General features: G+C 62.0%; 23 protein-coding genes. 21 read left to right on the top strand and 2 right to left on the bottom strand.

The window, feature by feature from the left end; translation table 11 throughout:
• The first annotated feature begins 28 nt into the window (after positions 1-28).
• The 5 genes from iolD to QKW60_RS10510 all read left to right on the top strand — a co-directional run bounded on the left by iolD (position 29) and on the right by QKW60_RS10510 (position 4,871).
• Positions 29-1,858 (top strand): 3D-(3,5/4)-trihydroxycyclohexane-1,2-dione acylhydrolase (decyclizing), encoded by a 1,830-nt coding sequence (gene iolD / locus QKW60_RS10490; protein ID WP_282368584.1) that lies wholly within the window; start codon positions 29-31, stop codon positions 1,856-1,858.
• A gap of 11 nt (positions 1,859-1,869) precedes the next feature.
• Complete coding sequence (gene iolE / locus QKW60_RS10495) at positions 1,870-2,769, top strand: myo-inosose-2 dehydratase (RefSeq protein ID WP_282368586.1); 900 nt, start codon at positions 1,870-1,872, stop codon at positions 2,767-2,769.
• Positions 2,769-2,963, top strand: a complete 195-nt coding sequence (locus QKW60_RS10500; protein WP_282368588.1) for a hypothetical protein — start codon at positions 2,769-2,771, stop codon at positions 2,961-2,963. The genes iolE and QKW60_RS10500 overlap by 1 nt, the downstream gene beginning before the upstream one ends.
• Positions 2,960-3,778, top strand: coding sequence for a 5-deoxy-glucuronate isomerase (gene iolB / locus QKW60_RS10505; RefSeq protein WP_282368589.1), 819 nt, complete (start codon positions 2,960-2,962; stop codon positions 3,776-3,778). The genes QKW60_RS10500 and iolB overlap by 4 nt, the downstream gene beginning before the upstream one ends.
• A 160-nt stretch (positions 3,779-3,938) precedes the next feature.
• Positions 3,939-4,871, top strand: a complete 933-nt coding sequence (locus QKW60_RS10510; RefSeq protein ID WP_282368591.1) for a DMT family transporter — start codon at positions 3,939-3,941, stop codon at positions 4,869-4,871.
• Here the strand turns inward: QKW60_RS10510 and cuyA are convergent.
• Positions 4,826-5,845, bottom strand: a complete 1,020-nt coding sequence (gene cuyA, locus QKW60_RS10515; RefSeq protein WP_282368592.1) for a D-cysteate sulfo-lyase — start codon at positions 5,843-5,845, stop codon at positions 4,826-4,828. The genes QKW60_RS10510 and cuyA overlap by 46 nt on opposite strands.
• Before the next feature lie 105 nt (positions 5,846-5,950).
• Here cuyA and QKW60_RS10520 point away from each other — a divergent pair, with 105 nt between their 5' ends.
• Positions 5,951-6,835: a LysR family transcriptional regulator gene (locus QKW60_RS10520; RefSeq protein ID WP_282368593.1), complete on the top strand. Its 885-nt coding sequence runs from the start codon at positions 5,951-5,953 to the stop codon at positions 6,833-6,835.
• On the opposite strand, the gene QKW60_RS10525 is transcribed toward QKW60_RS10520, so the two are convergent.
• Positions 6,825-7,586, bottom strand: coding sequence for a DeoR/GlpR family DNA-binding transcription regulator (locus QKW60_RS10525; protein WP_282368594.1), 762 nt, complete (start codon positions 7,584-7,586; stop codon positions 6,825-6,827). The genes QKW60_RS10520 and QKW60_RS10525 overlap by 11 nt on opposite strands.
• A gap of 158 nt (positions 7,587-7,744) precedes the next feature.
• Here QKW60_RS10525 and glpD point away from each other — a divergent pair, with 158 nt between their 5' ends.
• The 15 genes from glpD to QKW60_RS10600 all read left to right on the top strand — a co-directional run bounded on the left by glpD (position 7,745) and on the right by QKW60_RS10600 (position 21,606).
• On the top strand, positions 7,745-9,319 hold the full coding sequence (gene glpD, locus QKW60_RS10530; protein WP_282368595.1) for a glycerol-3-phosphate dehydrogenase: 1,575 nt from the start codon (positions 7,745-7,747) through the stop codon (positions 9,317-9,319).
• Positions 9,316-10,800 (top strand): glycerol kinase GlpK, encoded by a 1,485-nt coding sequence (glpK, locus tag QKW60_RS10535; RefSeq protein WP_282368596.1) that lies wholly within the window; start codon positions 9,316-9,318, stop codon positions 10,798-10,800. The genes glpD and glpK overlap by 4 nt, the downstream gene beginning before the upstream one ends.
• The gene (locus tag QKW60_RS10540; RefSeq protein ID WP_282368598.1) at positions 10,797-11,912 is read left to right on the top strand and encodes an iron-containing alcohol dehydrogenase; all 1,116 of its coding nucleotides are present in this window, start codon (positions 10,797-10,799) and stop codon (positions 11,910-11,912) included. Before glpK ends, QKW60_RS10540 begins: the two co-directional genes overlap by 4 nt.
• A gap of 50 nt (positions 11,913-11,962) precedes the next feature.
• Complete coding sequence (locus tag QKW60_RS10545) at positions 11,963-12,766, top strand: S49 family peptidase (RefSeq protein WP_282368599.1); 804 nt, start codon at positions 11,963-11,965, stop codon at positions 12,764-12,766.
• Position 12,767: 1 nt separating this feature from the next.
• On the top strand, positions 12,768-12,935 hold the full coding sequence (locus tag QKW60_RS10550) for a hypothetical protein (protein ID WP_282368600.1): 168 nt from the start codon (positions 12,768-12,770) through the stop codon (positions 12,933-12,935).
• Complete coding sequence (locus QKW60_RS10555) at positions 12,932-13,711, top strand: SDR family oxidoreductase (protein ID WP_282368602.1); 780 nt, start codon at positions 12,932-12,934, stop codon at positions 13,709-13,711. The genes QKW60_RS10550 and QKW60_RS10555 overlap by 4 nt, the downstream gene beginning before the upstream one ends.
• 324 nt (positions 13,712-14,035) lie before the next feature.
• A complete protein-coding gene (gene uvrC / locus QKW60_RS10560) occupies positions 14,036-15,901 on the top strand; it encodes an excinuclease ABC subunit UvrC (RefSeq protein WP_282368603.1) in 1,866 nt (621 codons plus the stop codon).
• 54 nt (positions 15,902-15,955) lie between these two features.
• Positions 15,956-16,621 (top strand): CDP-diacylglycerol--glycerol-3-phosphate 3-phosphatidyltransferase, encoded by a 666-nt coding sequence (pgsA, locus tag QKW60_RS10565; RefSeq protein ID WP_282368605.1) that lies wholly within the window; start codon positions 15,956-15,958, stop codon positions 16,619-16,621.
• Complete coding sequence (moaD, locus tag QKW60_RS10570; protein WP_282368607.1) at positions 16,618-16,866, top strand: molybdopterin converting factor subunit 1; 249 nt, start codon at positions 16,618-16,620, stop codon at positions 16,864-16,866. Before pgsA ends, moaD begins: the two co-directional genes overlap by 4 nt.
• 3 nt (positions 16,867-16,869) lie before the next feature.
• On the top strand, positions 16,870-17,325 hold the full coding sequence (locus tag QKW60_RS10575; RefSeq protein ID WP_282368608.1) for a molybdenum cofactor biosynthesis protein MoaE: 456 nt from the start codon (positions 16,870-16,872) through the stop codon (positions 17,323-17,325).
• A gap of 223 nt (positions 17,326-17,548) precedes the next feature.
• Complete coding sequence (locus QKW60_RS10580) at positions 17,549-18,625, top strand: tyrosine-type recombinase/integrase (protein ID WP_282368609.1); 1,077 nt, start codon at positions 17,549-17,551, stop codon at positions 18,623-18,625.
• 205 nt (positions 18,626-18,830) lie between these two features.
• Entirely contained in the window at positions 18,831-19,610 is a 780-nt protein-coding gene (locus QKW60_RS10585; protein ID WP_282368611.1) for a hypothetical protein, read from the top strand.
• Between the two features lie 138 nt (positions 19,611-19,748).
• Positions 19,749-19,961, top strand: a complete 213-nt coding sequence (locus QKW60_RS10590) for a helix-turn-helix transcriptional regulator (protein WP_282368613.1) — start codon at positions 19,749-19,751, stop codon at positions 19,959-19,961.
• Positions 19,962-19,980: 19 nt separating this feature from the next.
• Positions 19,981-20,253 carry a helix-turn-helix domain-containing protein gene (locus QKW60_RS10595; protein ID WP_282368615.1) on the top strand — a complete coding sequence of 91 codons (273 nt, stop codon included), beginning with the start codon at positions 19,981-19,983 and terminating at the stop codon, positions 20,251-20,253.
• 405 nt (positions 20,254-20,658) lie between these two features.
• A complete protein-coding gene (locus QKW60_RS10600; RefSeq protein WP_282368617.1) occupies positions 20,659-21,606 on the top strand; it encodes a DUF7146 domain-containing protein in 948 nt (315 codons plus the stop codon).
• Positions 21,607-21,628: the final 22 nt, after the last annotated feature.

Consider the following 21,628-nt stretch of genomic DNA (forward strand, 5'->3'; position numbering starts at 1 on the left):
CGGCGCGTAGGGCAGGGAAGGACAAGAGATGAAGACGATACGATTGACCGCCGCGCAGGCCATGGTGAAATACCTCGCCGCGCAGAAGAACGAGTCCGGAGAGGCCTATATCGCCGGATGTTGGGCGATCTTCGGTCATGGCAACGTGGCGGGTCTGGGCGAGGCGCTGTACGGCGTGCGCGACCAGCTGCCGACCTATCGCGGACACAATGAGCAGACGATGGCCCATACCGCGATTGCCTACGCAAAACAGCTGCGGCGGGCGCGCGCGATGATGGTGACCTCGTCCATCGGGCCGGGCGCCACCAACATGGTCACAGCTTGCGCGCTGGCTTACGTGAACCGCTTGCCGGTCCTCATGGTGCCAGGTGATGTCTTTGCCCATCGCGGGCCCGATCCCGTACTGCAGCAGCCCGAGAACTTTTCCGATGGTACGGTCACCGCCACCGACACGTTCCGCCCCGTCAGCCGGTATTTCGACCGGATCACCCGGCCCGAGCAGTTGCTGACCGCTTTGCCCCGCGCCATGCGGGTGATGACCGACCCCGCCGAGTGCGGGCCGGTGACGCTCGCCTTCTGTCAGGACGTGCAGGCCGAGGCCTATGACTGGCCCGAAGCCTTCTTTGACGAACGCGTCTGGCATCGCCGGGTGCCGCCGCCCGATCCGGCGGAACTGGCCCGTGTTGCCGATCTTCTGAAGACCGCGAAGCATCCGGTCATCGTCGCTGGCGGCGGGGTGCATTACGGCTATGCGACCGACGCCCTGCGCGCATTCGCCGAAGCCCATCGCGTTCCCGTGGTTGAGACGCAGGCAGGAAAATCCGCTTTGCCCTGGGACCACCCGATGAATCTCGGCCCCGTCGGCGTAACCGGGGCCAGCAGCGCCAATGAGGTCTGCGGCAAGGCCGACCTCGTCCTCGGCGTCGGCACGCGGTTTCAGGATTTCACCACCGGGTCATGGTCGCTCTTCCGCGCGCCGGGACGGAAACTGGTCAGCCTAAATATCCAGCCCTATGACGCGATGAAGCACGGGGCCGTACCGCTCTCAGCCGATGCGAAGGCGGGGCTGGAGGCTCTGTCGGCCGCCCTGAAGGGCAAGACATTCGACGTGCCATCCGCGACGCTCAAGGCTGATTGGTTCGCCAAGGTCGATCCGCTGACCGACGCGCCCGGCGAGGGCAATCAGAAACCCACCGACATGCAGGTCGTGGGTGCGGTCCAGCGCGCCGCTGGGCCCGATACGGTGGTCATGTGCGCGGCGGGTACTATGCCGGGAGAGTTGCACAAGCTCTGGAAGGCAGGGCGGCCGGGCAGCTACCACATGGAATATGGGTTCAGCTGCATGGGCTATGAGATCGCGGGCGCCATCGGCATCAAGATGGCCGAACCTGACCGCGATGTCGTCTGCTTCACCGGGGACGGCACCTACATGATGGCGAACTCGGAGCTTGCCACCGCCTGTATGATGGGGATCAGCTTTACCCTGATTATCACCGACAATCGCGGTTTCGGCTGCATCAACCGGCTGCAGATGGGCACCGGGGGCGAAGAGTTCAACAACCTCCTCGACACCGCCCATCACGTGAACCCCTCAGCCATCGACTTCGTCGCCCATGCCGGTTCCATGGGTGCAAAGGCGGTTAAGGCAGGCAGCATCACCGAGCTTGAGGAGCATCTGGCAAAGGCGAAAGACCACAACGGGGTCTATGCCATCGTCATCGACACCGATCCCTATCCTTCCACGCCCCATGGCGGAAGCTGGTGGGAGGTCGGAGTGCCCGAGGTCTCCGACCGGCCCAAAGTGCGCGCGGCGCGTGAGGTTTACGAAACAAGGCGCAAGGACCAGAGCGCCGTCTGAGGACAACCGGAATGAGTGTGAAGATCGGGATTTCCCCCATCGCCTGGCAGAACGACGACCTGCCCGACCTGACCGCCGCCTATACGATGGAGCAGGCGCTGAAAGAGGCGCGTGAGATCGGTTATACCGGCGTTGAGCGCGGTCAGCGGATGCCGCATGATACCGAGGGGCTGCGCGCCTATCTCGATGCCTATGACATCGCGCTTTGCGGTGGATGGTGCTCAGGCAATACGCTGGTGAATGACGCCGCGACTGAGATGGCGGCGATCCGCCAGCAGGTCGATCAGTTCATCGCGCTGGACTCTCCCTGCATCGTCTATGCCGAATGCTCCAATACCGTGCAGGGAAAGCAGAATGTACCGGTCAACAAGCGACCGAAGCTGTCGCGCGACGAGGTCATGGCCTATGCCGGGAAACTCAGTGAGGTCGCGAAATGGGTGACGGATCGGGGCATGCCCTTTGCCTACCACCACCATATGGGGTCGATCATCGAGGCCGAGGAGGACGTGAACTGGCTGATGGAGGGGTCGTCATCTGAGGTGAAACTGTGCTTCGACACCGGTCACCTCCTGTTCGGCGGCGGCGACGTGATGGCAACGCTGAACCGCTGGGGTGACCGGGTGCATCATGTGCATTACAAGGACATCCGCCCCGATGTCGTGACGGATGTCCGCGCCAATGACCGCAGCTTTCTCGACGCTGTCATCGCGGGTGCCTTCACCGTTCCCGGTGACGGCTGCATCGACTTTCAGGCCGTGACCGATGCGCTGAAGGCAATGGACTACAAGGGCTGGATCGTGGTCGAGGCAGAGCAGGACCCCGCCAAGGCGCCGCCCTATGACTATTCCAAGCGTGGCTATGAGCATATCCTCAAGGTCTGCTCAAAAGCCGGACTGGAGATCGCAGACTGATGGCCCTTATCGACCCCGCACACCCATTCTTCCGCCCGCTCTGGCGACGGGTCGTTGTGGTCGTGGCCTGTCTCGGCTGGGCATTGATCGAGATCATCACGGGCTCGCCCGGTTGGGCGATGCTGTTTGGCGGCGCGGGCCTCTATGCGGCCTATGTGCTGTTGGTCGCCGTCCGGTCGGAGGAAAAGAAATGAGCCCGCTTCTTGTGAAGCCTGCAGGAACCACCGGCAAGGTCCACAACGTGACGCCGAAGAGCGCGGGCTGGTCCTATGTCGGCTTTGGCCTTTATCGCCTGACGCAGGGCGAGATCGCGCAAGAGGAAACCGGCGACCGAGAGGTGATACTGGTTCTGGTCGAGGGCAAGGCGCGGATCACCGTCGATGGCCACGATTTTGGTGAGCTTGGCGACCGGATGGATGTCTTTGAGCGGACGCCGCCCCATTGTCTCTATGTCCCGAACGGTGCCGTGTGGCAGGCCACCGCCACGACCCCCTGCACGCTCGCCGTCTGCTCGGCCCCCGGAAAGGGCGGCCATCCGGCTCAGATCATTGGACCTGCGGGAATCGACCTGACCCCGCGCGGCAAGGGCACCAATACGCGCTACATCAACAATATCGCGATGGAAGGGCGGGATGTCGCGGACTCGCTCCTCGTCACCGAGGTGTTCACGCCTGCCGGGCACTGGTCCTCCTACCCGCCGCACAGGCATGATGAGGATGACTATCCGAACATGACCTATCTGGAGGAGACCTACTACCACCGCCTGCATCCCGCACAGGGGTTCGGCATCCAGCGGGTCTGGACCGAAGACGGGTCTCTGGATGAGACGATGGCCGTCGGTAACCACGACGTGGTGCTGGTGCCGAAGGGCCACCATCCCTGCGGCGCGCCCTACGGGTACGAGATGTACTATCTCAACGTAATGGCCGGCCCCTTGCGCAAGTGGCGCTTCAAAAACCATCCCGACCATGACTGGATCGCGCAAAGGGATCTTGCGGCCGACGCGTGACAGTTCAGTAGTGCGCAGAGGATCGCAATCCACTTGCCCGCGCATGACGCGGCCCATAGCCTTGTCGCCAACGGGAGCGGAATAGAGGATTTAAGACCTGATGACGGTGCATGCAGATTGCCGCCCGTTAGTGCCCTGCGCTAAACCGGTTTCCTGACCCATGACCCAGACGGAGGAAGGCACCGGTACCGGTAACGCCCTGTTCTGGCGTGCGGCGCCCTTCGTGTTTCTGCTGTTCTGGTCCGGCGGCTACAGCTTTGCCAAGCTCGGCCTGACCCATATAGAACCCCTGACGATGCTCGCCCTGCGCTATGGTCTCGCGGCGCTGGCGCTTGTGCCGTTCCTTTTTCGGCGCAAGCTCAAATGGCCATCCGGTGCCCGGCACTGGGGCGCGCTGATGCTGACCGGTTTCCTTATCCAATGCGTTTATTTCGGGCTTGCCTATCTGGCGATGAAGCGGGGGATGAACGCTGGCACCACCGCGATTATCATGGCGTTGCAACCGATCCTCGTCGCGGCCCTCTCCCCGTATGTTACGGGGGTTCGCGGCGGACGGCACTTGTGGTTTGGCCTCGTCCTCGGCTTTCTCGGTGTCGTGATGGTCATTGCCGGAGGCCGGACGTTGGGACCAAGCCCCGCTGTTGCCGTGATCCTTGCCCTGTCGGCGCTCCTGGGCATCACACTCGCGACGCTATTCGAGAAATGGCACGGGCTGCGCACCGATCCAGCCATCGGGGGCGTTGTGCAGTACCTGGTTGGTTTCGCGGTCCTCATGCCAGCGGCCTGGGCCACTGAGACACTGGCGATCGATTGGCACCCGGAACTGATCGTGTCGCTCGCCTATCTTGTGATTGCCAATTCGATCATCTCGATCGGTCTCTACATTGCGCTCCTGCAACGCGGCGACGCGACACGAATATCATCAATGCTCTACCTTGTTCCGCCGCTGGCGATGCTTCTCGCTTGGGCGATCCTTGGTGAGGCGGTGACCCCCGCCGCCTTCGCGGGGCTAGCGCTTTCTGCGGCGGGGGTCTATCTAGTCAACCGTCAGGCGGCGCCCCAGCGGCCCGCGAAATCGAATGCTCCGTCATAGCCGAAGAGTGCCGCCGCACCGCCGGTATGCAGGAAGACGACGCGCTCGCCCTTCTTGAAGTGCCTCTTGCGGATCAGGTCGATGAAGCCGGCAGCACCCTTGGCCGAATAGACCGGGTCAAGCAGGATCGCTTCCAGTTCGGCGAACATGCGGATCGCCTCCATGCCGCTTTCGGTTGGGATGCCATAGCCTTCGCCGACATAATCGGTATTGGCCACCACATCCTCACGCTTGACGATCCCGGCGCAGCCGAGTTTTTCGGCCGTGGCACAGGCGAGGTTGTAGACATTCTCCTCCTGCTTCGGCTTCGGGGCGCGCACGCCGATGCCCAGAAGTGGGATCTGCGCGTTCATCGCCTTGAGGCCGGTGATCAGGCCCGCCTGCGTCCCGGCCGAGCCGGTCGCGGTGACGATATGGTCGATCTTCATGCCGCTGTTGTTGGCCTGCGCCAGAAGCTCGAAGGCGCAGTTGACATAGCCCAGCGCGCCCGTCGGGTTCGACCCGCCGCCGGGGATGGTGTAAACCTTCTTGCCATCGGCGCGCAGCTTGTCGGCCACCTTTTCCATCTCGGCATTCATGTCGCCGCCGCCCGGGCGCTTTTCGGTCGTAGCGCCATGCAGGTGGTCGAGAAGGACGTTGCCGTTGTTGTTGTAGTTGGCGTTGTTGGACCCGGTGCGGTCTTCCAGCAGGATATGGCACTTCATGCCCAGCTTCGCGGCGAAGGCAGCGGTCTGGCGGGCGTGGTTCGACTGGGTCGCACCTTGCGTCATCACCATCTCGGCGCCCTGCGCCATGGCCTCGGCCATCAGGAATTCCAGCTTGCGGGTCTTGTTGCCGCCGGTCGAAAGCCCGGTGCAGTCGTCGCGCTTGATCCAGATTTCCGGCCCGCCGAGTTCCTTCGAGAGACGGTCCAGACGCTCCAAAGGCGTCGGCAGATGGGCGAGGAAGTGGCGCGGGAAGCGGGCAAGATGCATGGGTCTCTCCGTGAGTTGCGTTTGATGACATATAGCTGTGCCAGACCCGCCGAAACAAATGCGAACTTCGCGAATTAATATTCCAAAGTTGCAAGTTGAGGCTCATTGAGCTATGCGCCCTTCATGCGGCTCGACTGGATCGACGATCTTCTGGCAGTGCTTGACACCGGCTCTTTCGCTAGGGCGGCCGAGATGCGCTGCCTGACGCAATCGGCATTCACCCGCCGCATCCGCGCAATCGAGGACAGTATCGGGGCGGAACTCTTCGACCGCAGCCGCAAGCCGGTGGAACTGCTGCCCGCGATCCGCGCGCAGGAGCCGGAGTTGCGGGCGCTCGCCACCGGCTTGCGCCGCCTGCGCGAGGGGCTGAAACGCGCCGGTCAGGGCAAGGGCGGCACGCTGTCGCTCGCCTGCCAGCATGCAATCACCACGACCGTCTCACCGCGCCTCGTCTCGGTTCTCGCCGAGACCGGCAATCACGCCGTACGTGTGCGGTCGGGCAATCGCGATGAATGCCTGCTGATGCTTCTGTCGGGCGAGGTCGATTTGGCGGTGATGTACGAATTGCCGGGTGAGCGCAGCCTGCCCGCCAGCCACGCCTTCGACACCGCCATTCTTGGCCGCGACCGTTTCGTGCCCGTCGCGGCACCCGGAGTGGTCGAGGGGGAGGGTTGGCCCCTGATCGCCTATCCGGCCGATGTCTTCCTCGGACATGTCATGGAGCGCGCCGTCCTTCCGCGTGTCGCGCCCCATATCGGGTTTATCCGCAAGGCCGAGACCGCGCTGACGCTGGCCGCCCTGCAATACGCGCTGAACGGGATCGGCATTGCCTGGCTGCCGGAGGCATTGGTGAACGAGCCGGTTGCAGATGGACGGCTTGTGGCGCTTGACGACCGCCTGCCTGCGCAGGACCTCGACATCCGCATGATCCGCATTGCGGGCGAGGCGCGGTCCGACCTGCTGGACGCCTGGACGCAACTTACCGGCTGAAGATCACCTCGGTGCCCCAATCGCGGCATCTTGCGGCCAGTTGCTCGGGGAGGGGCCGGTCGGTGAACACACGGCCAATATCGGAGAGCGAGGCGATGCGAACCGGGGCCCGCCGGTCGAGTTTGGAGCCATCCGCCACAAGGCAGGTGGCGCGGGCCTGATGCAGGATCGCGCGGCTCACGCGCACCTCCTGCGGATCGAAATCCAGCAGATCGCCGTCGAGGTCGAGCGCCGAGGTGCCGATGATCGCGTAATCCACCTTAAAATGACCAATGGCCTCGGTGGTAAGGTCTCCGACCAGCCCGCCATCCGCACGCCTCAGGACGCCGCCGGCGACGATCACATCGCAGCTTTCATTGGCGGCAAGGATCGTGGCCACGTTCATGTTATTGGTCACCACCGTCAGATTACGGTGTTTCAGAAGCGCGCGCGCCACCGCCTCGGTCGTGGTGCCGATATTGAGGAAGAGCGAGGAGTTGTCCGGGATGGTCGCTGCGCAGGCCGCGCCGATAGCGGCCTTGGCCTCGGCATTCATCAGCCGCCGTTCTTCATAGCCGATATTGGCGACACCAGCGCGTGGAACCGCTCCGCCATGGACGCGATCAAGCTTTCCGGCATCCGCCAGTTCGGTCAGGTCGCGGCGAATGGTCTGAAGGGTCACGCCGAAGCGTTCCGCTAGGTCATCGACCCCGACACGCCCCTCGGCCCGCGCGATGTCGAGTATCTCACTTTGCCGGAAACTGAGCGCCATGCGCCTTTCTCCCCTTCCGTCCCGGACCTGATCCGGAGTGAGTAACGGATTATCCGCACTCCGCGCGAAAGTCACTAAAAACGAACATTATCGAAAAGTAAAGTTGACAAAACGCGCAATCCGGCGCGATAACCCGAATGCATAAACGGAGAATCCCCTTGGTTTCCGACCCCATTCCCGAACACGCCTATGACCTTTTCATCATCGGCGGCGGCATCAACGGCACGGGCATCGCCCGTGACGCAGCCGGGCGCGGGCTGTCGGTCGCGCTTGCCGAGATGGGGGACCTTGCACAGGCGACCTCTTCGGCCTCGACAAAGCTTTTCCATGGCGGATTGCGTTATCTCGAATATTTCGAGATCGGGCTGGTCAGAAAGGCACTGATCGAGCGCGAGGTGCTGCTGGAGGCCATGCCGCATATCGCCTGGCCGATGCGCTTCGTGCTGCCCTATCATGAAGATATGCGGTTCGAGGGCGCGACGCCCACTTCGCGGCTTCTGTCGGTCTTCATGCCGTGGATGCGCGGCCGTCGCCCCGCATGGCTGATCCGGCTGGGTCTTTTCCTTTACGATCATCTTGGTGGGCGCAAGATCCTACCCGGCACCGCAACGCTCGATCTGTCCTCGGACCCTGCGGGGGCCGTGCTGAATCCGAAGTACCGGATGGCCTACGAATACTCGGATTGCTGGGTGCAGGATGCCCGCCTTGTCGTCCTCAACGCCCGAGATGCCGAGGCGCGGGGCGCGAAGATCATGACGCGGGCGAAGGTCGTCGACGCCCGGCGCGACGGTGATCATTGGGAGGTGAAGGTTGCCCTCAAGGGACGGGAAAAGACCTTCCGTGCGCGGATGCTCGTCAATGCCGGGGGGCCGTGGGTCGAACAGATCGTGCGCGAAACCTCTCATCTGAAGCCAAAGGCGCACATCCGCCTCGTGCGCGGGTCGCATATCGTGACGAAACGGCTGTTCGATCATGACAAGGCTTATTTCTTCCAGGGCACGGACGGCCGGATCATTTTCGCGATCCCCTATGAAGAAGATTTCACCCTTATCGGCACAACCGACCAGGATCATGACGGCGATCCGCTGAATGCGCGCTGCACCGAGGCAGAGCAGGACTATCTCTGCGCCTTCGCATCGGAGTATTTTGCCAAGCCAGTGACTCGCGACGATATCGTCTGGACCTATTCCGGTGTGCGGCCGCTCTACGATGACGGCGCAAGTTCGGCGAGCGCTGCAACGCGCGACTATGTGCTGACGCTCAACACTGACGGAGCGCCAGTGCTGAACGTCTTTGGCGGAAAGATTACGACTTATCGCAAGCTGGCTGAGGCAGCGATGGCAAAGATCGCGCCGGTCCTCAAGGTGACGAATCCCGACTGGACGGCGGGTGTGCCGCTGCCGGGCGGCGACTTTGCGGTGAGTGGCGTGGCGGGGCTGATCGCCGATCTGGCGAAACGCTATACCTTCCTTGATGCCTTCACGACGCGGCGGCTGATCCGGACCTACGGGACGGAGGCCACGCAACTGCTCGGGGCCGCGAAAACCGCCGCCGATCTCGGCCGCGATTTCGGCGCGGGGTTGACGGAGGCGGAGGTCCGCTGGCTGATGGAGAAGGAATACGCGAAGAACGCCGAGGACGTGGTCTGGCGCCGTACCAAACTGGGGCTGCGCATGGACGCGGCCCAGATCGCGGCGCTGGACGCATGGATGGCGGAAGGGGGGACGACATGACCTATATCCTCGCAATAGACCAGGGCACGACATCCAGCCGGGCGATCCTTTTCGATGCCGTGATGAAAGTGAAGGCCGTGGCGCAGGAGGAGTTCACGCAGCACTTCCCGTCGTCGGGCTGGGTGGAGCATGATCCCTCGGACATCTGGTCCTCGGTCGCCGCCACGACCCGGGCCGCCATCGAAAAGGCGAAGATCCAAGCCAAGGACATCGCCGCCATCGGCATCACCAACCAGCGCGAGACGACCTTAGTCTGGGACCGCAGCACGGGAGAACCCATTCACCGCGCCATCGTCTGGCAGGACCGCCGCACCTCGGACATGTGCGCACGGCTGAAGGCGGCGGGACACGAGCCGATGGTGACGGAAAAAACCGGCCTTCTTCTCGACCCGTATTTCTCGGGCACGAAGCTCGCATGGCTTCTCGACACGGTCGAAGGCGCGCGCAAGAAAGCCGAGGCGGGGGATCTGCTGTTTGGCACCGTGGACTGTTTCCTGATCTGGAAGCTGACGGGCGGCAAGGTTCACGCCACCGACGCGACCAACGCGGCGCGGACGCTGATCTACAATATCCGCACCGGCGGCTGGGACGCCGATATCTGCAAGCTTCTGAACATCCCGATGGCAATGCTGCCGGAGGTTAGGGACTGCGCCGCCGATTTCGGACATACGCGTGCGGATCTTTTCGGCCGCGAGATCCCGATCTATGGCGTCGCGGGCGACCAGCAGGCAGCGACCATCGGGCAGGCCGGTTTCGCGCCGGGCATGATGAAATCGACCTACGGCACTGGCTGCTTCGCGCTTCTGAACACAGGGGCCACGCCGGTTGCATCGAAAAACCGGTTGCTGACTACCATCGCCTATCAGTTTGACGGCAAGCCGACCTATGCGCTGGAAGGGTCGATCTTCATCGCGGGCGCGGTCGTGCAATGGCTGCGCGACGGGCTGAAGATCATCCGCGACGCGGCAGAGACGCAGCCGCTCGCTCACAAGGCCGACCCTGCGCAGGACGTGGTGCTTGTGCCCGCCTTCGTCGGCCTCGGCGCACCTTACTGGAACGCTGATTGCCGTGGGGCGGTCTATGGGCTGACGCGCAACTCGGGCCCCGCGGAACTGGCGAAAGCCGCACTGGAAAGTGTGGGCTACCAGACCCGCGACCTTCTCGAAGCTATGCGCGCCGACTGGGGCGGGGCTGCCGATGGCGTGCTGCGCGTCGATGGCGGCATGACGGCGTCGGACTGGGCGATGCAGTTCCTGTCGGACATCATCGGCGCGCCGGTGGACCGTCCGCAAGTGCTTGAGACGACGGCGATGGGGGCCGCCTGGCTCGCCGGGTCGCGCGCCGGGGTCTATCCCGATGCGGAGGGCTTCGCGAAGGGCTGGGCGCTGGAGCGGCGCTTTGAACCGGCGATGGACGAAGGTATCAGGGATGCCAAATACGCCCGCTGGAAACGCGCCGTCGCCGCCACGCTGACGGTATGACCGCACCGTTCACGATCCTTCAACCGAAACGTATCCGCTTTGGGCGGGGCGAGGCGCGGGCCGCAATTCCCGAAATCGCCGCAATGGGGCGGCGTATCTTGCTTGTCCATGGGCGCGACGGATCGCGCGCGGAATGGCTGGTACAGGCGCTGAAGTCCGAAGGTGCGGCCGTTCACGCTTATGGTTGCGCAGGCGAACCGACCCTGCCGATGCTCAAGGAGGCGCTTATTGACGCCCGAGGGTCCGATTGCGTGGTCAGTCTGGGCGGCGGGGCAGCCATCGATCTTGGCAAGGCGGTCGCGGCGCTATTGCCTGCTTCCGGCACGCCGCTCGACTACCTCGAAGTCGTCGGACGCGGGCAGCGGCTGGACGCCGGCCCGTTGCCCTTCGTTGCGATCCCGACCACCGCGGGGACCGGGGCGGAGGTCACGAAGAACGCGGTGATCGATGTGCCAGAGCACCGGCGCAAGGTTTCGCTCCGCGACGATCGAATGATTGCCGATCTTGCGATCATTGACCCGGCGCTGACCGTCCATTGCCCGCGCGGGGTCACGCTCGCTTCGGGCCTCGATGCGATCACGCAGGTGATCGAGCCCTATCTCTGCACACGCGCCAATCGCTACACGGATGCGCTTTGCCGGGCCGCGATCCCGAAGGGGTTGGCCGCGCTCCGCCGCCTTATGGAGGGCGAGGATGCGCGCGCGCGGGACGAGATGGCCTGGGCCAGCCTTTCAGGCGGGCTGGCGCTTGCCAATTCGGGACTGGGCGCGGTGCATGGGCTGGCGGGCGTGATTGGCGGCATGACGTGTGCGGCGCATGGCGCGGTTTGCGGCGCGCTGCTGCCGCATGTCCTGCGCGCCAACGGGGCGGTGGTGGCGGACACCAGTCGCTTTGACGAAGTGGCCCGCTGGATCGGCGCCGTATTTGGAAGCGTCGGCGGTCTTGAACGCTGGATGCATGAGGCCGGGCTGCCCCGCCTGTCGGCGCAGGGACTTCATGCGCGGGATCATCACGTTGTGGCCGAGGCGGCGGCCGTTTCATCCTCGATGAAGGCCAATCCGGCGCCGCTCAATGCCGCCGATCTTGTTGCCGTGCTTGCCGCGGCGGGCTGATCCGGCATCTTCTATTGTTCCCGCCCCCCTTGCGGATTACATCGGTGCCCATGAAACGCTTCATCCCCTTTCTCAAATCGCCGCCACGCGTCGCGGTGATCCGCCTGCAGGGCGTCATCTCCTCCGGTGGGCGAACCGGGGCGGGGCTGAATGACGCGATCCTCGCGCCGATCATCGAAAAGGCCTTCAGGCGGGGCAAGCCAGCCGCTGTCGCGCTGGTCATCAACTCGCCCGGCGGCTCGCCGGTGCAATCGGCGCTGATCGCGGCCCGTATCCGCAGGCTGGCGGAGGAAAAATCCATCCCCGTTCACGCTTTTGTCGAGGATGTCGCGGCTTCGGGCGGCTATTGGCTGGCCACAGCGGGTGACGATATCTGGGTCGATGACAGCTCGGTTATCGGCTCCATCGGCGTAATCTCGGCCAGCTTCGGCTTTCCCGAGTTCCTGTCCCGCCACGGGATCGAACGGCGGGTCCATACGGCGGGCAAGTCGAAAAGCTTCCTTGATCCGTTCCGCCCGGAAAAGCCCGAGGATGTCGCGAAGCTGCGAGCCATTCTCGAACCCATCCACGAGGCCTTCAAGCAGCAGGTTACCGTCCGTCGCGGCGAAAGGCTGCCGGAGGACCGTGACCTCTTCACCGGCGATGTCTGGATCGGGCAGGCTGCGGTCGATCAGGGGTTGGCCGATGGCGTCGCACATATGGTGCCAACACTGAAGGCGGTCTATGGCGACAAGGTCAAGCTCGTACCCTATGGCGTAAAGAAATCCATCTTCCAGCGCTTCAGCGGGCGCATTCTGGGCGAGGCGATGGACCAGATCGAGGAACGCGCACTTTGGGCGCGGTTCGGGCTGTGACATGATCTTCAAGATCATCTCACTTTTCCTGATCTTCATGGCGGTTCTGGCGTTGTTCGGACGGCTGCGATTTCCGAAACTGCCCGGCAAGACCGGCTTGAAACGCTGCCCGGACTGCAACCGTCCGCTGATTGGCAAGGGCCCGTGCAATTGCGGTGGCAAGGCATGACGGGCCGCGCGCTGGTCACGGGGGCGGGCCGGCGGCTCGGTCGGGCCATGGCGCTTTACCTTGCCGGGCGAGGCTATGATGTGGCGATCCACTACGCGACCTCGGTTGCCGAGGCCGAGGAGGTTGCCCGAGATGCCCGCGCTTTGGGTGTGAAGGCCGCGACGATTCAGACCGATATTCTGAACGAGGGCGAGACACAGGCCCTCGTCGGCCGTGCGGCAGAAGTCCTGGGCGGGCCGCTCAATGTTCTCATCAACAACGCCTCGATCTTTGAATACGACAATATCCGCACCGCGACCCGCGAAAGCTGGGACCGGCATCTGGAATCGAACCTCCGCGCGCCCTTCGTGCTGACGCAGGCCTTCGCCGCGCAAGCGCCAAAAGCGATGACGGAGGATGGCGAGGCGCAGTCTCAGGCGCTTGTGATCAATATGGTCGATCAGAGAGTCCGGAAGCTGACGCCGGAGTTCATGACCTATACGATTGCCAAGATGGGGCTCTGGGCCCTGACCCAGACTTCGGCCCGCGCACTCGGGCCGGACATCCGTGTCAATGCAATCGGTCCCGGTTCGACGCTGAAGGGCGAGAAGCAGAGCGAAGAACAGTTTCGGGCGCAGCGCGCGGGGTCCGTTCTCGCGCGTGGCGCGAATGCGGACGACATCTGCGCAGCCCTAGGGTATTTTCTGGACGCGCCTGCCGTGACCGGCCAGTTGCTTTGTGTTGATGGCGGCCAGCATCTGGGTTGGAAGACGCCTGATATTTTGGGTGTGAACTAGCGAAATTCGTTGAGAAAAATGGGGCGCACCCCTTGACTTGTCCACTCGTAACGGACGCGTAACAAAGCTGTCACGATTCTGTCAATATTTTCAGGGATTTGCGGACTTCACGAAAAAAATCGTTAATTTTCAGTCCGTTGCGGCTCTGCCTAAAAAATAGGCAAAGCGACGAAGCCTGCTGAAAACAACGAAAATTTCCGGGTGCCCATTTCTTTTCACCAGACTTATCCACAAAATCCGTGGACAGGTTTTCTCTTGATCCGGGGCGCGTAAGATTGCAGCCGAAGCAGGGAATCGGTGTGGAAGTACAGGGAATGCAAAGGCATGGCTGAGGTGACGTCGGGGAACGGAAGCGGCCATGCCCTTATCCAGTCCTATCTAAAGACCCTGACTGCGCAACCGGGCGTCTACCGGATGCTCGATGCCGAGGGTCGGGTTCTCTATGTCGGCAAGGCAAGGAATCTCAAGGCGCGGGTGTCGAACTATGCCCGCCCCTCGGGTCACTCGGCGCGGATTGCCCGGATGATTCACGCCACTCATTCGATGATGTTCCTGACGACCCGGACGGAAACCGAGGCACTGCTGCTCGAACAGAATCTGATCAAACAGCTAAAGCCCTATTTCAACGTGCTTCTTCGCGACGACAAGTCGTTTCCGAACATTCTGGTTTCAAAGGAGCACGTCTTTCCGCAGATCAAGAAGCATCGCGGTGCGAAGAAGGAAAAGGGCGATTACTATGGCCCGTTCGCCAGCGCGGGCGCGGTCAACCGGACGCTGAACCAGCTTCAGAAGGTCTTTCTTCTGCGGAACTGTTCGGACTCGGTTTTCGCCAGCCGCACTCGGCCGTGCCTGCTGCATCAGATCAAACGCTGTGCCGCGCCTTGCGTCGGTTATGTGGACGAGGCGCAATACGGTGCGCTCGTCGCTGATGCCGAACGTTTCCTTCAGGGGCGTTCAACGCAGGTTCAGGCGAAACTGGCAGCGGAGATGGCGGCAGCCTCCGAGGCGCTGGAGTTCGAACGAGCTGCTGCCCTGCGCGACCGGATCAAGGCCCTGACACAGGTGCAGCAGGTGCAGGGCATCAACCCGCGTGGCGTGGCCGAGGCGGATGTTGTCGCGCTGCATATGGAGGGTGGGCAGGCCTGTGTGCAGGTCTTCTTCATTCGCGCCAATCAAAGCTGGGGCAACCGCGACTTCTATCCCAAGACCGGATCCGGTGCAGAAGAGGCTGAAGTGTTGGAGGCGTTCCTCGGTCAGTTTTATGCAGATAAGGAACCGCCCCGCCTCATCCTGCTCAGCCATCCGATCGAGGATGCGGACTTGATGACGCAACTTCTGTCGGACAGGGCAGGGCGCAAGGTCGACGTTGCCGTGCCCCAGCGTGGCGAGAAGGCAGAGCTTGTCGAAAACGCCGCCCGCAATGCGCGCGAAAGCCTTGGCAGGCGGATGAGCGAAAGCGCTGCCCAGTCGAAACTGCTGGAGGGGCTTGCCGAGGCGTTCGACCTTGACGGTCCGCCGCGCCGGATAGAGGTCTACGACAACTCGCACATCATGGGCGCGAATGCCGTTGGCGGTATGGTGGTTGCCGGACCCGAGGGTTTTGTCAAAAGCCAGTACCGCAAGTTCAACATCAAGGGCACCGAACTGACGCCCGGTGATGATTTCGGCATGATGAGGGAAGTGCTGACCCGCCGGTTCCAGCGCCTGCTGAAGGAAGATCCGGATCGCGAAAGCGAGGCCTGGCCCGACCTGTTGCTGATCGACGGCGGCGCCGGTCAGGTCTCGGCCGTGGCCGGGATCATGGAAGACCTTGGGGTTGAGGACATTGCCATGATCGGCGTCGCCAAGGGTGTTGACCGTGATGCCGGGAAGGAGGAATTCCACCGCCCCGGCCAGCGACCCTTTGCGTTGCCGCACAATTCGCCTGTCCTGTATTTCGTCCAGCGCCTAAGGGATGAAGCGCATCGCTGGGCCATCGGTGCCCACAGGGCGAAACGTGCCAAGGCCGTAGGGGCGACACCCTTGGACGACGTTCCGGGAGTTGGAGCCGCCCGCAAACGCGCCTTGCTGCAACACTTCGGCTCGGCCAAGGCGGTCAGCCGCGCAGGGCTTGAGGACCTGAAGGCGGTTGAGGGGATTTCCGAGAAAATCGCCCAGATCGTCTATGATTTCTTTCACGCTGGTGGCTAGTCCCCGCGTCGGCACCCTCTTCCCCAGCGGGACGGCATCGGCTACTCATCGGCCATGAGTTGGACGATCCCGAATATCCTGACGGTCTTGCGCCTGTTCGCTGCACCCGGCGTTGCGGTTATGTTTCTGTATTTCCATCGTCCCTGGGCCGACTGGTTCGCGCTGGCGCTGTTCATTACGGCTGCGATTACCGACTTTTTCGACGGCTATCTTGCGCGCGCCTGGAAGCAGGAATCGAAGTTCGGCGCCATGCTCGACCCGATTGCCGACAAGGCGATGGTTGTGATCGCCATCATGGTCATCACCGGCTATTCGGGGATGAATCCATGGCTGATCCTGCCTGCCGCGCTGATCCTCTTCCGCGAAGTCTTTGTCTCGGGCCTGCGTGAATATCTGGGTACAACAGCGGGGCTTTTGAAAGTCACCAAGCTCGCCAAATGGAAGACCACGGCTCAGATGGTCGCCATCGCGGTTCTTTTCCTCGGCACCGGGCTTGAGCATCTGGAAGGCATCGCGCGGCGTGGTTTGACGACCGAGGAATATGCGGAATTGGTAACGGCCGGGCTGGCTGATCCAATCCGCTCCTGCGGAGTTCGCGGCTGTTCGTCCTATGCGACCATGGCGGGGCTGGCCTTGATCTGGGTGGCTGCTGTGCTCACATTCCTCACGGGATGGGACTATTTCCGCAAGGCCCTGCCATTCCTCAAGGATGAGGCATGATTGACGTTCTCTATTTCGCTTGGGTCCGGGAGCGGATTGGCGTTCCGCGTGAGCGGATTGAGACTTCGGCCGCGACCGTCGCCGATCTGGTTGAGGAGTTGAAGGCGCGCGAGGACCGCTATGCAGCGGCCTTTGCCGACACCTCCGCCCTGCGTGTGGCGCTCGATCAGGAGCTGACGGAGTTCTCGGCACCCCTCGCCGGTGTGCGCGAGGTGGCGTTCTTTCCGCCTATGACCGGGGGCTGACCTTTGCGCGTCCGGGTTCAATCTGCACCTTTCGACTATGGCGCTGAATGCGCGCGTTTCGGGCAGGGCGGGCGCGATGTCGGGGCGGTTGTGACCTTCCTCGGCGTGGTGCGTGATGACAGCGGAAGACTCGCCCGGATGGAGATCGAGCACTATCCCGGCATGACCGAAAAGGCGATCACCACTATAGCCGAAGAGGCTAAGGCACGCTGGCAACTTGCCGATGTCCTCGTGATCCACCGCCATGGTGCGCTTGAGCCGGGTGAGGCGATCATGATGGTCGCCACAGCCGCACGTCACCGAGTCGCGGCTTTCGAGGCGGCCGAGTTCCTGATGGACTATCTTAAATCCCGGGCACCCTTCTGGAAGAAAGAGATCGGTCCGGATGGCGCCGAGTGGGTCGCCGCCAAAGATGAGGACGAGACGGCCCTTTCGCGCTGGAGTCCCGAAAGCGGGTGACAAGACGGTTTCACCGCCTTGACGCGGCAGGTGCGCTGGACTAGCTAACAGGAACGACGCGGGCGTTGTGTAATGGTAAGACCCTTGCCTTCCAAGCAGGAGACTTGAGCAGCGCGTCGTATCTTTTTCTTGCTAATAGTTTCATATAATTTAATATTATTGTGCACGGCGCGTCGTCCGGTGGCGCGCAGTATCATGTTGTTTCCTACAAAAAACCGACAAAATGCCCAAGCTCACAGAAACCTTCGCAGGCAAGGTTCCGCAGACAAAATCCGGAACGGAGAAGTACTGGGACAGCGAGATCAAGGGCCTTGTGCTGTTCGTCGGCAAACGCTCCAAGACCTGGTACTTCCAGAAGGACATCGGCGGTCAGACCAAGCGAGTCATGATAGGCCGCTTTCCTGTGATCTCTGCCCAAGTGGCGCGACAGACCGCCCTCGGTTTCGCACTCGAATGGGGCAGGGGAGCCGGACGGACCATGCAGATCGGCGCGCCGTCGTTGCAAAGGGCAACGGAGGCGTACCTCGCCCGCCCGAAGCTTCGTTCCGAAGCGCACAAGACCGGCGTGCGCTCCCAATTTGAATTGCATCTGAAGGACTGGTTGCGAATCCCTCTCGACGAGATTTCAAAGTCCATGGTCGTCGAACGTCACCGAGCGATGGCGGCTAAACCGTCGAGTGCGAACCATGTGCTGAAGTACTTCAGGTCGGTCTGGAACCATGCCCGGCGCGTTTACGACCTGCCGGAATGCCCGACCATGGCGGTCGAGTGGTACGAAGAACGCCCCGACGGCACCATCATCAAGGATCTGTCAGAATGGCGCCATGCTGTCGACAAGCTGTTCAATCCGATCCATCGCGTGCTCTTCGAGTTTCTTCTGTTTACGGGTTTGCGGAAGACAGAAGCGCTGACGCTGGAATGGAAGCACGTTCATGAGGACCGCATCCATCTGCCCATGACCAAGAACGGGCGGAGTTTCGATCTGCCAATTACTCAGGTCCACCACGAGATCCTCGCGCCACTGCGCGGGCTCGGAAGACGGTGGGTCTTCCCGTCGCCGAAGTCCTCGTCGGGGCACCTTGGAGGTCGCCTGAGATTTGCCTGGAGTGCGCATGCACACCGAAGAACATTCGCTACAGTTGCCATCGAGGCTGGCGTCATGGAGGAGATCGTTGGCAGACTTCTCAACCACACGCCGCTCTCCATCACAGGGCAGCGATACACGAAGCCTTCGATTGATGCACTGCGCCCCGCGATGGAGATCGTCTGTCAGGAACTTTCGAGGCGGATCGAAGGCTAATCTAGCCTGCCACGAACTCCCGATTCGCTCCCAAGCAACAGCTCGCGTTTGGCCGCATGGAGGTCAAAGGTTTGAATAGACTTGCTAAATCAGATATCTGGACCTTCTCCGAAGAACCCGAAAGGATTTGCACTCCATACGGCACGCAGTTCATTTTCTGCCGTCTTGTGGACCCTCAACACGGTCGAATAGGGGACGTTTCCTCGTGTCAAGAAAAGAACATAACGACAATATTGTTGTGCATGAGCCGGTTACGTTTGATGGGGGCAGACTGGCTTCCGAAAGCCGAGCCAGCCGGACACTTCGGTTTGTGTACGCGAGCTCTCCACGTACTGTGCTTGGCTATACCGAGCTGGCGTGCATTGCAGCAGACCTAAATGAGCGTCGTGCCGAGAGCCTGTGTGAAATCACTCCAGCCCGCTTGATGAGGAAGGTTCGCCGCAAGTACGCCTTCGCCGCCGAGTTCCTCGCAGCCTCGTTAGCGCCGAAGTCGGCTGCCTTTGAAGACTTCACCCTCGACGAAGAGCGGGGTTCTCCAGACCAGACCAACGGGTCGCGGCCGGTTGCTATACCTGATGCTACTGTGCGCCGTGCTGCATATGCTAAGCTTCGGCAAGCCTGCGACGCCCTCAGGAAGACCGAACGCTTGCTCAAGTCCGAAGAGATCGCACTCTTCTGCACCTATGATCCAAAACCCGCCCGGGCGCTGCGGCGCGAAATCGTGCGCGCCGCTCGACTAATGCGCGGGGGATGGGGCACCAAGCGCGGGTATCCTGCGCTTCGCCAGATCGTGTTGGACCTGCACCGCGACATATTTGATCTCACGGGCGATTGGCAGCGCGGGGATCGCATCGAGGATGCTCAGGACGAGTTCTTAACCTCGATACTGTGCCGTCTCACTCGCCCCCTCGTTCCCGACAGCATTTCAGATTCTGGTATCCGAAGAGTCATTAATACGGCCATTAGGCAGCCCCACCAAATCTGAAGGATTGCTGTCCGGCAGGGCAACGCGCTGAACTCCGAAAAAAAGCGTGTGGTCCGACGCGGTGACCCTGAACGCAACTCCGGGAACACTCCCGCTAGACAGGAGCGCCTGACGCTCCCCGACGCTGGAGTATAAAACATGATGGACGACAAAAACTGGAACCATGAACTTCGCCTGCTGACCCGGGCCGAGGTCGAAGCGATTTTTGGTTTCCCCACGCGCCGCTACTTGGAGATCGCGGCTGGTACCGGCACCGGGCCGGTTGAGATTCGCATTGGCCGCACAGTTCGCTACAGGGCTTCGGACGTCCAGGCCTGGATCGAGCAGCACCGCGCGACGCGCCAGTCATAGATCCGGAAGGAAGGCAGAGATGAGCAACCTCGCCACGAACTGGGTCAATACACTGACCCTTCCGCCCGCCCAGATGGGTGTCCTTAGGGTGCTGGCGGACATGCATAACGGCAAGACCGGCGCCTGCTGGCCGTCCATCAGCAAGATCTGCGCGCGCAGCGGCTATTCGAAATCCACGGTGCGTCGCGCCATAAACGCGCTCGAAGCCGCAGGTCTTTTGGTCGTGCATCACCGACTTCGGAGGGGCACCGGGTGGCAAATGTCGTGCTACTACGAGCTCAGGATTGTTTAGGTTCCGAGCCAGGAGCATGGGAAGAGTGACCGAGATCCAGATACCCCCGCACTGAGACTAGGCGGTCTCGCACCGGGACGAGGTGGTCTCACTGCGGCACCCGAACCGTAAGAAAACCTTAAGATAATCGGGAATCCTAGCCAGGAAAAAAAGAAGCTTGAGAAGGAAGATTCTTTGCTCCGACCAGAGCGCCGTATCGATGGCTACCAACGGCTTCGTCTCCTGCCCCAGCTGCTCCACTTTCCCTGTGTCCGCGTTGTTAATTTTTTTTGGTGGGGGAGAGGCCAGCTTCGATTGCTGCAGCTGCGCACTGCGTCGATCCGTGCGACCCAGAGGTTACGTCAAGCCGTAGCGCCCCGCTCCGACATCTGCCCGCAAGCAGTTCGCCGCCACGAGGAGAAAGACGTGAACACAGAAACCCGTGATTTGGCACGAGGACGCTGGACTGAATTGCTGCTGCGCCTCGGCATCGACGCCTCGTTCCTGATGGACAGGCATGGTCCATGCCCGATCTGCGGCGGCAAGGATCGCTTCCGCTTTGACGACAAAAATGGCCGAGGCACATTCATCTGCAATCAGTGTGGCGCTGGTGACGGTTTTGACCTCCTCATGAAGTATTTCAGGTGGACGTTCAAAGACTCCGCTCAGGCAGTCCGACGCGTTTTGGGTGCGGAGCTTCCGTCGTTGACGCGCAAAATCTCCTCAGCAAAGAGGAACATGGAAGCAACTGACCGGAAGGGGCTCGAATATCTCTGGCGATCGGCACGCCCGATAGAATCCGGCGATCCTGTCGACAAGTATCTTAGATCCAGGAAGTTGAGCTGGAACGTTTGGCCCCTGGACTTGCGCTTTTGTGAAAAGTGCCGACTCAGCAGAGGAGATGGCCAAGCGGAGCAGATGTTACCCGCGATGCTAGCGCTTGTTCGCGATCCTGAGGGGCGTCCGGTGAATATTCAAAAAACCTTCCTCGGAAGCCAAGGGAAAGCCCGTTTCGCTACGACACGAAGGTTGATGCCGGGCTGTATCCCCTCGGGAGCTTCAATCAGATTGAGCCCGCCAACGCCCGTGATCGGTATTGCCGAAGGGGTTGAGACCGCCTTGGCCGCAGCCTCGCTCTTCGGCCTCCCGGTCTGGTCTGCACTGAACGCCGCCTGCCTGCAGAAATGGGTGCCACCTCTGAGCGTGAGGAAGGTCGTCGTCTTTGCTGACAACGACGCCAATGGGACTGGACAGGGCGCGGCGACACGTCTTTTGACCAGGCTGATCGAAGCCGGCATTGACGCGACTATGCTTCTGCCAGAGGCGGTAGGTACAGATTGGGCCGATGAACTGGTGAGGCGCCAAGGCTCGTAGACGTCAGATAAGAAGACTTCCG

The organism is Albidovulum aestuarii (assembly GCF_029961185.1).
Classification (GTDB): Bacteria; Pseudomonadota; Alphaproteobacteria; order Rhodobacterales; family Rhodobacteraceae; genus Albidovulum; species Albidovulum aestuarii.